This window comes from Paenibacillus sp. FSL H7-0703 (assembly GCF_038003485.1).
GTDB lineage: Bacteria > Bacillota > Bacilli > Paenibacillales > Paenibacillaceae > Paenibacillus > Paenibacillus polymyxa_B.
In genome coordinates this window covers 2,291,286-2,304,551 of sequence record NZ_JBBOPF010000001.1, presented here as the reverse complement: position 1 = coordinate 2,304,551, position 13,266 = coordinate 2,291,286, and the positions used below count along the sequence as shown (strand labels likewise).

Genomic DNA, 13,266 nt, shown 5'->3' with positions numbered 1-13,266 from the left:
CGAAATCAGGTATAAAAGCGGATTTGGGCATTCGTACGGTACGTTTCTATGGTCATGTAATGTTGTTCTGTAATGCGTGAAACCGTTAATGCTTGAAAAACCGACTATTCCTCGGGTACAATGAGGAGAGATCGTAACCTTGGGAGATGATAATCCATGCAGCTTAAAAAGCTTAATGATAAAAGTATTGATCAATTGTTCGAAGCTATTTTAACTCTTAAAAATTTGGAAGAGTGCTATGTATTTTTTGATGATCTGTGCACGATTAATGAAATTCAATCCCTCTCCCAACGTCTAGAGGTTGCCCGTATGCTAGGCAAAGGCAGCACATATAATCAGATTGAAGCAGAGACGGGGGCCAGTACAGCTACCATTTCACGTGTTAAACGTTGTCTGAACTATGGTAATGACGGGTACAAAATGACTCTGGAACGTCTGGGACGCTAATGCGGAGCCCTGGGATACTGGTAATCAGCCATGGCTCTAGGGAGCCATATTGGGTGGAACAGGTGGATCAGGCAGTTGCGAAGCTTCATTTGTCGGAAGAAATGCCGATAGAGGTTTCATTTTTGGAAACGGTTAAAGGAAGATTGATTCAAAATGGTATTGACCGTCTGGAAGCCTTGGGTGTAACAGATATATTGGTTATACCTTTGTTTGTGTCATCAGGCAGTACGCATGTAGATGAGATTAGCTATGCGCTGGGTGTCAAAGATGCGCCGGACAAAGAAACAGATTTGGAGCCGTTTCGACTGAAGGCGCAAGTGCATTTTGGCAGCCCGCTGGATGACGGCGAAGATGTTGCCCGCATGGTGTGGGACAAGGTTCGCCCGCTATCAGCCGACCCTGCGAGAGAGGTTATTTTACTCGTAGGTCACGGCAGTGTGCACAACGGCTTTTTTCAGCGCTGGGAGCAGGGGATTTCTTCGTTGGCCCGTACGGTGCAAAGCGTGAGCGGTATCATCACGGACCACGCTTTGCTAAATCCCGAGAGTGTGTACGACAAGGCAGCGTATTGGAATCAGGAGCGGGGTCATGATGTTATTGTGGCACCGCTATTTTTGAGTTCGGGATATTTTACAAGTCGTATGATTCCTAAACGCTTGCAGGGACTCGAATACCGTTATTCAGGAGACCCTTTATTACCGCATCCTTTGCTCACAAGCTGGATGGATAGGCAAATTCGTGAATTATTGCAAAGTGTGCAGAAGCAAGCAAGGTCAAGTCATAGGTAGTCTGGTTCGGCTATAGCGTCATCTTAGCCTTAAATTTCCTTATTTGGGCAAAGTCTGGCTTCTTTTATTGTAAAAGAGGTCTTTTTCCAGTATGATGATATTTTGTACAGACTGAATGTGATGAACTGCTATGTGAATATAAATATCATTAAATATACGGGTGGCGTAACGGAATGAAAAGAGCTAGATTAATCTATAATCCGACCTCTGGGCGTGAGGAAATGAAGCGTCGTCTTGCGGATGTTTTGCAGCGCCTAGATGAAGGGGGTATTGAAGCCTCTTGCCATGCAACTACGGGTGAAGGGGACGCAACGCGTGCCGCAATAGAGGCCATTGAGCGTGGGTATGATATGATCATTGCCGCGGGTGGCGACGGTACATTGTATGAAGTCATTAACGGGATGGCTGAAAGAGAAAACCGCCCGCCCCTAGGTGTGTTTCCTCTGGGGACGACGAATGATTTCGCCAGAGCACTGGGCATCCCCAAGCACTGGGAGGATTATTGCGACCTCGTTATTCGTCAAAATCCGAAGCCGCTGGATATCGGAAAAGCGAACGACCGCTACTTTATCAACATTGCAGGCGGGGGGACTTTAACCGAGCTTACGTATGAAGTTCCGAGCAAGCTAAAAACGATGATTGGCCAGTTGGCATATTATTTTAAAGGTATGGAGAAGATGGTCAGCCTTGCTCCACAGGAGCTGATCATCAAGGCATCGGGTCAGGAAGTGATTCACGACGAGTTTATGCTCTTCCTGATTGCGAATACGAATTCGGTGGGCGGGTTTGAAAAGCTTGCTCCTGGGGCGACAATAGATGATGGACTGCTCGACGTCATCGCTGTACGGAAATGCAATCTGGCGGAAATGATCCGATTGGTAACACTTGCGCTGCGTGGTGAGCATTTGCAGGACAAGAAGATTGTTTATTTCAAAACAGATTACATGGAAGTGACTTCACCCGGCTATGTCCAGCTTAATCTGGATGGCGAACTGGGGGGCACTTTGCCAGCGACTTTTCGGAATTTACCGCATCATTTGAATGTTTTCCGGTGAGGAAATACTTCTGCTTCCGGGAGGCAACGCAATATAGTATATGGAATGCAGAGTAGGTAGTTGTTTTTGTGAACATATTGGTTCTTGCCGTTCTCCGTGGGGAGTAACGGCATTTTCGAGTTGATATTTGTATGTTTAGATAACCGTTCAAATTAGACGTCCGAAAGAAAATATTGCATAAAAAGAAGATCAGAAAGAAGTGACAATCATGACGAATAACCGTAGCGGACGTGGAAAAAGCCGCCGGAATGCAACAACAGCAACTCCTGTTCAAGAAAATCAGCACAAAAAGACTATGAAGGCGACAAGAGAGAGAGAACCGGAACAGTCTCAAGTTAGAGCTGGAAATGGGCTACTTCAAGCCGAAATCAAACATAAAAATGGAAATGTGAATGAAAATATGAATGATTCGGATCGGAAGAAGAGAAAGAACGGACGAGATACTCGTCGTTCTTCCAACGGTGGACGAAGTCAGGATGCTTCCAATCGTAACCGGTCTAGTGTAGAGCGTAGCGATCTGCCTGTGCAAAAGAACGATGAGGCCGTGATAGACATCATCGGCATGAACCACGATGGCGAGGGTGTAGGACGTGTCGAGGGTTTTACGCTGTTCGTTCCAGGTGCGTTACCGGGTGAAAAGGTTCGAGTAAAGGTGTTAAAAACGAAAAAGCAGTATGGCTATGCCAAGCTGCTAGATATCGCGCAGGCTAGCCCCGACCGGATTGCAGCTCCGTGCCCTATCTACGATCAATGCGGTGGCTGCCAGATCCAGCATATGAGCTACGAAGCGCAGCTCAGCTGGAAACGCCAGCATGTCGTGGACGTGCTGGAGCGTATCGGGAAGCTGAGTGTGGCTACAGAGCCCAGTGAGCATACTGCACAGGTTTTGGCTGCTTCTGCGGATACAGATGGTGAGGCCGATACAGTCACGACTTCTGATTCGGCCATGAATGCGGATGGAAATGCCGACAGCATGTCGCGTGTACATGGCGTAATCGTGCATCCTACACTCGGTATGAGTGAGCCTTGGCGATACCGCAACAAAGCCCAGGTGCCGATTGGTGTCACCGAGGGTGGGCTTGTCGGCGGTTTCTACGCACGTGGCAGCCATCGAATTGTGGATATGAACACCTGTCTCATTCAGGATGAGCGTAATGACGAAGTGGTCGCACGTGTGAAAGAGATTGGCCGAATGCTCGGCATCAGTGCATATAATGAAGAAACCGGACGCGGGCTGCTGCGTCATGTCGTTGTAAAGACCGCTTTTCGCACGGGGGAAATGATGCTGGTGCTCGTGACGAATGGGCGAGATATTCCGCACGCTGATGCGTGGATCGGCAGTATTCGTGAGCATATCCCACACGTGGCAAGCATATGCCAGAACGTGAATACGAAGCGAACGAACGTTATTTTTGGCGACGAGACTCGTGTACTGTGGGGTCGTGACGTGATCTACGACTACATTGGAAACGTACAGTTTGCGATTTCCGCGCGATCCTTTTACCAGGTGAATCCCGTACAAACGGAAGTGCTGTATGGCAAAACCGTCGAATATGCTGGACTCACGGGCAAAGAAACGGTAATTGATGCGTATTGCGGCATCGGCACAATTTCTTTGTTCCTCGCTCAGCATGCGGACCAGGTGTATGGGGTCGAGATCGTCAAAGAAGCCATCGATGATGCACGGAGCAATGCGCTGTTGAACGAAATGCGCAATGTGAAATTTGAGGTAGGCGCGTCCGAGGACGTCATTCCTGCGTGGAAAGAGCAAGGCATCACCGCCGACGTTATCGTCGTTGATCCACCCCGTAAGGGCTGTGATCCACGCCTGCTCGACACCATTCTGGAGATGAAACCAGAGCGCGTGGTGTATGTATCCTGTAACCCAAGCACACTGGCGCGGGATTTAAGGATATTGGAGGATGGCGGGTATAGTACTGTGGAAGTACAACCTGTGGATATGTTCCCGCATACGGTGCATGTGGAATCGGTGGCTTTGTTGGTGAGGGATGGTACAAAGGGCTGAGATTGCAGTGGTGGAGCGGGTTTTGAGGAGTAGTACAGATGGAATGGAAAGATGAAACAGAGGCGCAAAAATAATAGAGTTGACTGATTGTTGACGAATTTAACAGATGGGGGATGCCTAATGCTTGATTCGGGTGTTTTCAATTATTGGGATAGGGGTTCGACTCCCCTCGACCATCTCAGCCTCAAGCATCTCCTGTGCAGCGTTTAAGCGAACAAGTCTTTTACAGCATTCTGTGCATCCTGAGCGGCAACCAGATTATTCTCCTTGATACACGCTCGTAACTGCTCTCTGGACCACAATCCCATGCGTGCTCTCTAACCTTTCTACTACTTCTATAGGGTTGAGAGTTTAAACAGAAGATTTTACAGACTCTTCCGTCATGTCCTTCCGGTTCATCCAATCATACTCGGGATAGGGGATTCATCCTCAGAGGGGAAGACATGGACCGAATTGCATCTGTATTTGAGTCGGACGTGGAGAGTGAACAATATAGTCGAATCGTTACGATGAAGGAATTGCACTCGAATGAGTGGAACTTGCAACCGAAGCGATATTTTGAGAACTCAGAGGTAGATAGCCCGATCGGGAGAGTACGTTTTGATCGGACTTTTTTCGAATCTTCAAATGTACCTAAGGTAGAACTGAAGAAGATTGCGGAAGTGTTTAGGGGATTCAATGTCCCTTCATCAATAACGGAATCCAGCGAAGGCGTGGAGTATAAAGTGATTTCGCTTCCTGATGTCCAAAATGGTGAAATTAATTTTGATAATATGACGACTATTCGTTTAGAAGAAACTAATCGCATTAGAGCATACCAAGTACAACCAGGTGACTTGATTCTCTCATGCTGCGGCTTCACTTATAAGATGGCAGTGGTTCCTGAAACGAATGAGCAATTAATTATTTCAAATAACTTTATTGGTATTCGACCTAAAGAGGCGGCTGATTCCACTTATATTAAGGTTTATTTGGAGAGTCCTGTGGGACAGTATTACCTGAATTATCTCCAAAAGGGGGCGACATTGACTGTCATCAGCAGAGATGATGTGGAGAATATTCCGATTATTGATATCCCTTTGGCTACTCAGCGTGAAGTTGGTTCTGCATTTATCGAGGCAGATCGTGAGCTTCAGGAGCGTATTCGGGAAGCTGAAGAATCTCGTATTAGGAAATATATAGAACTGTACAATCGGATGGGAGCTATGCAGGCCGTTGATCTGGATTAGTATTAGTTAATACCACCTAGAGGTGTCGAAGCAGTTCCAACTGGTGGCGAAGGTACACTAAGTAAAAAGGAAACTAAAAAAGTGGAGGGTACATATGATTACATCAGAAGAAATTAAACGCAGATTATGGGACGGGGCAAATGAACTGCGTGGTTCAATGGATGCCAGCCGTTACAAAGATTATATGCTTGGGTTGATGTTCTATAAATTTTTGAGTGATAAGACTATAGAAGCATTCAAAGTAACCAGCGGTTTAGGGCAAATGACTGAATCGGAATTGGTTGAGGAGTACACAAAGGCCAAAGCTGAATACGGTGAACAGCTCGATAAAATGCTTCAAAATATACTAGGTTATTATGTTGCACCTGAGTATCTCTATCAGACTTGGATAAAAGATATCAACTCAGGAGATTTTGAAGTTCAAAAAGTAACGGATAGTTTGAATAACTTTGAGCGTACAATTGCCGTGTCTGGAGATTCGAATGAGTTCAAGGGATTGTTTTCAAGTTCTGCCCTTGATTTAACTGACACTGCTTTAGGTAGCAGCCTAAACGACCGCAGCAAAAATATTAAAGCACTGATCTTGCTGTTTGCAGACTTGAACATGGTGGCATTGCAAAAAGGCGATGTATTGGGTGATGCGTATGAGTATCTCATTGGTCAGTTTGCGATGGAGTCAGGGAAGAAGGCGGGAGAGTTCTACACACCACGCCAAGTCAGTGAAGTCATGGCACAAATCGCAGTGAAAACGCCAGGCATCAAGTCAATCTATGATCCGACTGTCGGTTCTGGTTCACTACTATTAACGGTAAAGAAACATTTGGATGCAGATGTTCAAAAGAATTTGAGCTATTACGGACAGGAAAAGAATACAGCAACTTACAACTTGACTCGTATGAATTTATTGCTCCATGGTGTTCGCCCAGATAAGATGACTATTAAAAACGGCGATACACTTTCTCAAGACTGGCCAGAAGATCCAGCACGTCCAAATGAAGGTGTACAGTTTGATGCAGTGGTTATGAATCCACCTTATTCTGCGAAGAACTGGAACAGAGCAAATTTAAGAGTCAGCGACCCTCGATTTGAAGTAGCGGGAGTATTGCCACCAGACTCCAAAGGAGATTTTGCATTTCTTTTACATGGACTATTCCACTTGGGTCAAAACGGAACAATGGCGATTGTCTTGCCTCACGGGGTTCTGTTCCGTGGTTCATCTGAAGGTGAGATTCGTGAACGATTGCTCAAGAAGAATTATATTGATACCATCATCGGCTTGCCAAGCAACTTATTTACCAATACAAGTATCCCAGTAGCTATTATCATTCTGAAGAAGAACCGAGCAATCGGCGAACCTGTCTTAATCATTGATGCTTCTCGCAACTTTATTAAAGTTGGCAAACAAAACATGCTACAAGAAAAAGACATTGCTAAAATCGTGGATACGTATGTTGAACGAAGACAAGAGAAAGGGTACAGTCATTTAGCAACTCGTGAGGAAATACTGGCGAATCAGTATAACATGAATATTCCGCGCTATATTGAGGCGCTTGACGAAGAGATTCCTCATGATGTAGATGCCCATCTTCTTGGTGGGATTCCTCAGAAGAACATTGACGACTTGAAGATTTTGCAGTCTACTGTGCCAGATGTATTGAGACATTCGTTGAAAGAAATTCGTGCCGGCTATCTTGAACTATTAAAACCAGTTGATGAAATTTCTGTGGATATACTGAGCGACTCGCGCATTATTGACAAATCAAAAGAAATCGCAGGTAAAGCTAACTCTTATATTGATAAATATTGGGATATCCTACGAAATGTAAGCAAAGACAGTAATTTGACGCAGTTAATGGATGAAATGCTCGTTGAAATCAAGATGCTGTTATCAGAGTTCAAGTATATTGATGCTTATGATGGATATCAGATTATCGCTGAGATTTGGAAGAATGCACTGACACATGATACAGAGATAATTGCATCAAGTGATTTCTATACGGCAGGACGTACTCGCGAGCCGAATATGGTAACTAAAGGAACCGGCGAAAAGAAACGTGAAGAGCAAGACGGCTGGTTTGGCGTCATCGTACCGAATGAGTTGATCGCGCAACGTTTATTTAGTGAAATGATAGAAGAAATCGAATCAAAAAATGTTCGCATTCAAGAGATTGAAACTGAGCTGTCAGAATTGGTTGAGGCTTCAAAAGTTGAAGATAGCGATGAAGCTAATGCTTTAGGTGACATCTTGAATGAAGTTGGTGAAGCTTTTGAAAATAAATTAGTCAAAGCAGAGTTGAAGAAGTCGATCAAGGGAACAGTTGAATATAACCTACTGAGTAAAGTTGAGAAGTTATTTGCGGATAAATCAGCGCTTAGCAAAGCCGTGAAAGATGATGAAAAAGCGCTCAAAGAAGCCGTGTACGAGCGTATCTTAATTTTGACAGACGAAGAAATCGACAACCTGATGTATGAAAAATGGTTCGGAAGCGCCGTGCATGCTTTGGTTGGTTTGGTAGAGCTACCGCTAAAAAATGAGCTGAGAACGCTGCAAATGTTGAACAATCGCTATGCCTATACGTTGTCAGCAATTGATAATGAAAGTCGAGACTTGGAATTAGCGTTTGAAGCTTTAATGAGTGAATTGGTGGTGCGGTAATGAGTGAACAAAAAAAATTGGTACCAAAAAGGCGATTTAAAAAATTTCAAGACACTAGCTCTTGGGAACAGCGTAGGTTGAGCGATTTAGCAAAAGTTAGTACGGGAAAAGCGTTTAGCAGTGCTGATTTTAGTGATGATGGAGAATATTTAGTCGTCACTAACAAAAATATTCTTGATGAAGAAAACGGTATTACATCTGTAGGGGATAAAATCGATATTTCTGAAGAAGCCATTTTAAATAATTATTTACTAAGTGGTGGTAATATTCTTGTCACGATGGATGGCGTTAATATTGGGAAAACAGGTAAGTATAGTAATGAAAAAGCAGTTTTAGCACAACGAGTTGGACGACTTAACTCAGAGCAGCTTGAATTTGTCTACCAAGTAACTAGCGATAATAAGTTTATATCCGAGATGAAAAAATTATCCGTAGGTAATGCAATCAAACACATATCCTTGAAACAAATTGCGGACTATTCATTTTTAGCGCCGATAAGTCAAGAAGAACAGGGGGGAATTGGAAATTTCTTCAATCAAATTGATAAGACCATCACCCTTCATCAGCGTAAGTTAGAAAAAACGAGAGCGTTAAAATCTGCTTATCTTTCTGAAATGTTCCCCGCTGAAGGTGCGTGTGAGCCAAGAAGGAGATTTGCCGGATTCACGGGCGCTTGGGAACAGCGTGAGTTGGGTGAAATCTCTGATGTTCGTACTGGCCCTTTCGGAAGTACACTTCACGCAGAAGATTATGTTGAGGAAGGGACACCAATCATAACAACAGAACACTTCAAAGCCGGTGACCTCCCTGAACAAAAAAATGGTATTCCACAAGTATCAGATGAAGACTTTCTTAGATTGCAGAGTTATGTTTTGGCGACAGATGATATTGTTTTTTCACGAGTAGGTTCAGTTGATATAAATGCCTTAGTAACGCCATTTCAGAGTGGTTGGTTGTTTTCTGGGCGTGTTCTTCGTGTGAGGACTGAAAACAACATTGATAGTCAATATTTGCATTACGAACTGTCAACGTCACGAGCTAAAAACGATGTTATTGCTCGTGCTGTCGGTCAGACTATGCCATCAATTAATACGGAAATTTTGAAAAAAACAAAAGTGTTTATACCTACTGAGATTCAGGAGCAGGAGAATATTGGGCAGTTCTTAGCCTCCCTCGACCACCTCATCACCCTTCATCAGCGTAAGCTGGAAAAATTACAAAGTATAAAAAAAGCATACCTAAATGAGATGTTTGTATAGAAGGGAGCGGAAGTCATGAGTAGTGCACCAAAAACTGCGGCAGAAAAAACCTATCAAGAAAATTTTGTTAAAGAACTCAAAAAATATAAATGGCAAGCTCCTGACTTCTTAGATGGAAATATTCAAAAAGTGACCGTTGCTGATCTGGTTGCTCATTGGCGTGGCGAATTGAACCGTATTAATGCCGACCAACTGGAGGGTGTGGAATTAACAGATAACGAGTTCAAACAAGTTATGGCAAAAGTTAACCGTATCAGTAACAGCTATGAGGCAGCCAAGATTTTAGCCATTGAAGAATCAAAAGGAAAGATTGATGGCATTTACCGAGATGATAATCCAAATATCACGAGAAAACAAATCACGTTAACCATATTTAAAAAAGCTGAAGTCCGTGGCGGGGACTCAAGCTATAAAATTGCTAGAGAAGTACAGACATCAAATAACAACCGTTTTGATCTTGTCTTGCTTATCAATGGCTTACCGTTAATTAATATTGAGCAAAAACGTACGGATAAAACGCTAGACGAGGCATTCGGACAGTTTATACGATACTACCGTGACGGCGAATACAGCAATAACTTCATGGCCTTTTCGCAGATGATGGTCATTACTTCTGAAATTGCCACTCGATATTTTGCTACTCCCAAAACCGTAGGGGATTTTAACCCTAGCTTTGTTTTTCATTGGTCGGATAAAGACAACAAACCGATTAACAACTGGCAAACGGTAGTGGAGCATTTTCTCATGATTCCAATGGCTCATCAAATGGTAGGAGATTACTTGGTGATTGACGAAGCTAAAGATGAAGAGAACAGGCGTCATATGCTATTGCGCCCGTATCAAGTGTATGCCCTACAATCTATCGAAGGTGCTGCTTTTGGTTGGGACAATGACGAGAAAATACCTCATGGCGGATTTGTTTGGCATACCACTGGTTCAGGGAAGACCATTACTAGTTTTAAGACAGCTTTGTTTTTATCGACTAGAGCAGGATTTGATAAGGTCGTTTTTCTTGTTGATAGACGAGAGTTAGACAACCGTACAAGTGAGAACTTCAAAGCGTATGCTGCCTATGAGGCTGTTTCCGTTGATGATACGAAGCACACCTACCAGCTTAAAAAGATACTAAAGTCAGTTAAAAATGGAATTGTGGTAACGACCACATTTAAACTGAATTCTCTGGTTAAAGAGTTGGAAGAAGCTCATGATGATAGTTTAGCAGATAAGAAAATCGTTTTTATCATCGATGAAGCTCACCGTACGACAATGGGACAGATGATGGGAACCATTAAGAGTTATTTCAAGAAAAATGGATTATTCTTTGGCTTTACCGGAACACCTTTATTTGATGAAAATAAGATCAAAGGAAAGGTCAATGAAAGGAGTGAAGTCATCAATACAACAGAGAAGTTATTTGGACCTAAGTTGCATCAATATACGATTGATGAGGCGATTGCTGATAAAAACGTACTAGGTTTTCACGTTGACTATATCAACACTGGAGAATTCAAGAGTTATGATGATTTAAGAGAACAATTAGCTGAGAAGATCAAGGAAGAACATCCTGAGTTGACGGAAAGAGAAATCGAACGTCAAGTTCAAGAGATGTCAGAAGTTGACGTTGAAAAGCAAGCTCAAAAACGAGGATTGTTAGAATACCAAGATGAAACGCATATCCCGCGTGTGGTTGAAGAGATTCTAAATAACTGGGAATCTCAATCACAAGGTAGAGAGTTTAATGCTATTTTAACAGTGGCCTATAAAAAACGTGTAATCGCTTATTATGATGAATTCAAGAAACAGCTGACAGCTCGTGGTGAAAAGTTAAACGTGGCTATGACATTTAGTTTCGGTAATGAAAATGATCCTACGCCAATAGATCCTAAACTTGTAAAGGGTATGTTTAAGGACTACGCTGCATTTACCGGTATTGAGTTTATCGCTGGTGATAAAAAACACGGTGAGGATGCTTATTTTGAAGATCTGGTGGAGCGTGCCACTCGCGGCGGTAGTGGACGAAATCCTAAGAATATTGATCTAATAATTGTGGCAGATCAATTACTGACAGGCTATGACTCTAAGCGTCTTAATACACTTTATGTTGACCGCTCACTTGAGCTTCAAGGCCTGATTCAAGCCTACTCACGAACCAATCGAGTGTTTGGCTTAAATAAAGAGTTTGGAACGATCATCAACTTCCAATATCCACGGCTTACCGAGAAAATCGTAGATACAGCTTTGAAACTGTACGGGAGCGGTGGCAAGAGCAGTAAAGCAATCGTCGATACTTATGAAACTGCTGTAAAGAAACTAGCCATAAAAGTTATAGAAATGATTCCTACTCTACCTGATCCTACTGAATGGCAGACAATTGAAAATGATAAAGAGAAGAAAGAAGTATTTGTACTTGCTTTTAAAGATGCTGCCGAACAGCTAAATTTAGTGGGACAATACTATGAATTTATGTGGAATGAAGTAGATTTTGGTATTGATGAGCACACTTGGTTGCAATATGTCGGTGCCTATAAAAACTTAACTTGGAAGCCAGGAACTCCACCTCCGCCAACACCGATTAATCCACTTGTTGGAAAAACTAAGCTGACGAGGACGCAAGTAATCGATGCGAATCATATCCTTAAACTGATTGGTTCAAAAGTTACCTCCCCTAACGGCATGCAAACGGTAGATAGTGAAACACTCCGTATTATTTATGAACAAATACAAGAGTTGAGTAACATGGGGGAATACGAGCAAGCAAAGTTATTGAAAGAATTTGTAGATACTGAGCTTGTGCCTGGTAACTTATCGAGCGGTCTGGAATTTGATGAGGCATTTGAAGTCTGGAAAGCAAGCAAGCTGCAGAATGTAGTCAATGGGTTTTCTCTAGAGTGGGGACTAGATAGTCTATTACTTGGCAAGTCAGTGAACTCATATTCTACATCACAGCCTGATGTTGTTCCTTATATCAATGAACTCATTAGTAGTGTTGATTTTAGTAAGGCAACCAATCAAACGGCAGGTAACTTGTTAAGGCATAATATGACGCTAACCACCAAACTTCCGGCGTGGATTGCTGAAATTAAGCAAAAGTATAGTTAATCTGATGATGAATTTCCTGGCTTTTTGCTTGTTGACGAACATCGTCAACAAGCAATCAAACTCAAACAAAACGAACACTACGCGTTGGTTAAAACCCTTATATATCAAGGGTTTTAACCAACTAACACAGAATCCAACCAACACTCACATGTTCCCGCATACGGTGCACGTGGAGTGCGTGGTAGTAATATATCGAGATAAGTGTAGAAGCACACAAAGTCATCTCAAAGCATAAACAGTCGTACTAAAGCATAAAAAGTCGTGTTACGAGCCGAGCGAGAAAGGGGTTCCGTTCCTGTTTTCCTCGGCTCTTTTTCCTATTTCCACCGCAATACATAGAAAGTTCGCCCAAATCTCCGCTAATCATTGAACAGAGGCGGTTTTTCTCCTGTTTTTTTTCGATCATTTCCTTCGATTTTCTTTTGCCCTATCCCCAGCTTTTTCCTGTCATTCCCCCTACCCTTAGTTCTACTTTAATTGCTTTTTTGACCCCGATTTTTCCCGTTCCGAATCAGAAATTCCTCTGTTTCTTCTTACGACTATTATTGCAAGCAGAAATTGGGTGAGAGCGTGAGTGAAAGGCTGTGAAGCCTTGTGGCTGTAAGGCGGAGCAGCGGTGGGGCAAAGGTGACATGGATGATACGACTATTTAGAAAATGCACATAAGAAGCAGTGATGTACAGGGTTTAAAAACAACTTTAATATGT

General features: G+C 43.0%; 8 protein-coding genes and 1 pseudogene. 8 read left to right on the top strand and 1 reads right to left on the bottom strand.

Annotation, left to right across the window (positions count from 1 at the left end; translation table 11 throughout):
- Positions 1-156 precede the first annotated feature (156 nt).
- The 4 genes from MHB46_RS09965 (at position 157) to rlmD (ending at position 4,316) form a co-directional block, all read left to right on the top strand.
- Positions 157-447 (top strand): YerC/YecD family TrpR-related protein, encoded by a 291-nt coding sequence (locus MHB46_RS09965; RefSeq protein WP_007428885.1) that lies wholly within the window; start codon positions 157-159, stop codon positions 445-447.
- On the top strand, positions 447-1,235 hold the full coding sequence (locus MHB46_RS09960; RefSeq protein WP_081112480.1) for a sirohydrochlorin chelatase: 789 nt from the start codon (positions 447-449) through the stop codon (positions 1,233-1,235). Before MHB46_RS09965 ends, MHB46_RS09960 begins: the two co-directional genes overlap by 1 nt.
- 173 nt (positions 1,236-1,408) lie before the next feature.
- The gene (locus MHB46_RS09955; RefSeq protein WP_013308843.1) at positions 1,409-2,290 is read left to right on the top strand and encodes a diacylglycerol kinase; all 882 of its coding nucleotides are present in this window, start codon (positions 1,409-1,411) and stop codon (positions 2,288-2,290) included.
- 208 nt (positions 2,291-2,498) lie between these two features.
- Entirely contained in the window at positions 2,499-4,316 is a 1,818-nt protein-coding gene (rlmD, locus tag MHB46_RS09950) for a 23S rRNA (uracil(1939)-C(5))-methyltransferase RlmD (RefSeq protein WP_341162231.1), read from the top strand.
- Between the two features lie 174 nt (positions 4,317-4,490).
- On the opposite strand, the pseudogene MHB46_RS26220 reads toward rlmD, so the two are convergent.
- Positions 4,491-4,624 (bottom strand): annotated as a pseudogene (locus MHB46_RS26220) (IS256 family transposase); the annotation flags it as partial.
- 54 nt (positions 4,625-4,678) lie between these two features.
- Between MHB46_RS26220 and MHB46_RS09945 the strand changes: the two are divergent.
- The 4 genes from MHB46_RS09945 (at position 4,679) to MHB46_RS09930 (ending at position 12,559) form a co-directional block, all read left to right on the top strand.
- Positions 4,679-5,545: an N-6 DNA methylase gene (locus tag MHB46_RS09945; protein ID WP_341163722.1), complete on the top strand. Its 867-nt coding sequence runs from the start codon at positions 4,679-4,681 to the stop codon at positions 5,543-5,545.
- A gap of 94 nt (positions 5,546-5,639) precedes the next feature.
- On the top strand, positions 5,640-8,201 hold the full coding sequence (locus tag MHB46_RS09940) for a type I restriction-modification system subunit M (RefSeq protein WP_341162230.1): 2,562 nt from the start codon (positions 5,640-5,642) through the stop codon (positions 8,199-8,201).
- On the top strand, positions 8,201-9,460 hold the full coding sequence (locus MHB46_RS09935; protein WP_341162229.1) for a restriction endonuclease subunit S: 1,260 nt from the start codon (positions 8,201-8,203) through the stop codon (positions 9,458-9,460). Before MHB46_RS09940 ends, MHB46_RS09935 begins: the two co-directional genes overlap by 1 nt.
- Before the next feature lie 15 nt (positions 9,461-9,475).
- A complete protein-coding gene (locus MHB46_RS09930; RefSeq protein WP_341162228.1) occupies positions 9,476-12,559 on the top strand; it encodes a type I restriction endonuclease subunit R, EcoR124 family in 3,084 nt (1,027 codons plus the stop codon).
- The last annotated feature ends 707 nt before the right edge of the window (positions 12,560-13,266 follow it).

What these genes read in the sequence shown, in the direction of transcription:
- MHB46_RS09935 (WP_341162229.1), top strand. Translation starts at nt 8,201, where the DNA reads ATGAGTGAACAAAAAAAATTGGTACCAAAAAGGCGATTTAAAAAATTT.
- MHB46_RS09965 (WP_007428885.1), top strand. Translation starts at nt 157, where the DNA reads ATGCAGCTTAAAAAGCTTAATGATAAAAGTATTGATCAATTGTTCGAA.
- MHB46_RS09940 (WP_341162230.1), top strand. Translation starts at nt 5,640, where the DNA reads ATGATTACATCAGAAGAAATTAAACGCAGATTATGGGACGGGGCAAAT.
- MHB46_RS09955 (WP_013308843.1), top strand. Translation starts at nt 1,409, where the DNA reads ATGAAAAGAGCTAGATTAATCTATAATCCGACCTCTGGGCGTGAGGAA.
- MHB46_RS09930 (WP_341162228.1), top strand. Translation starts at nt 9,476, where the DNA reads ATGAGTAGTGCACCAAAAACTGCGGCAGAAAAAACCTATCAAGAAAAT.
- rlmD (WP_341162231.1), top strand. Translation starts at nt 2,499, where the DNA reads ATGACGAATAACCGTAGCGGACGTGGAAAAAGCCGCCGGAATGCAACA.
- MHB46_RS09960 (WP_081112480.1), top strand. Translation starts at nt 447, where the DNA reads ATGCGGAGCCCTGGGATACTGGTAATCAGCCATGGCTCTAGGGAGCCA.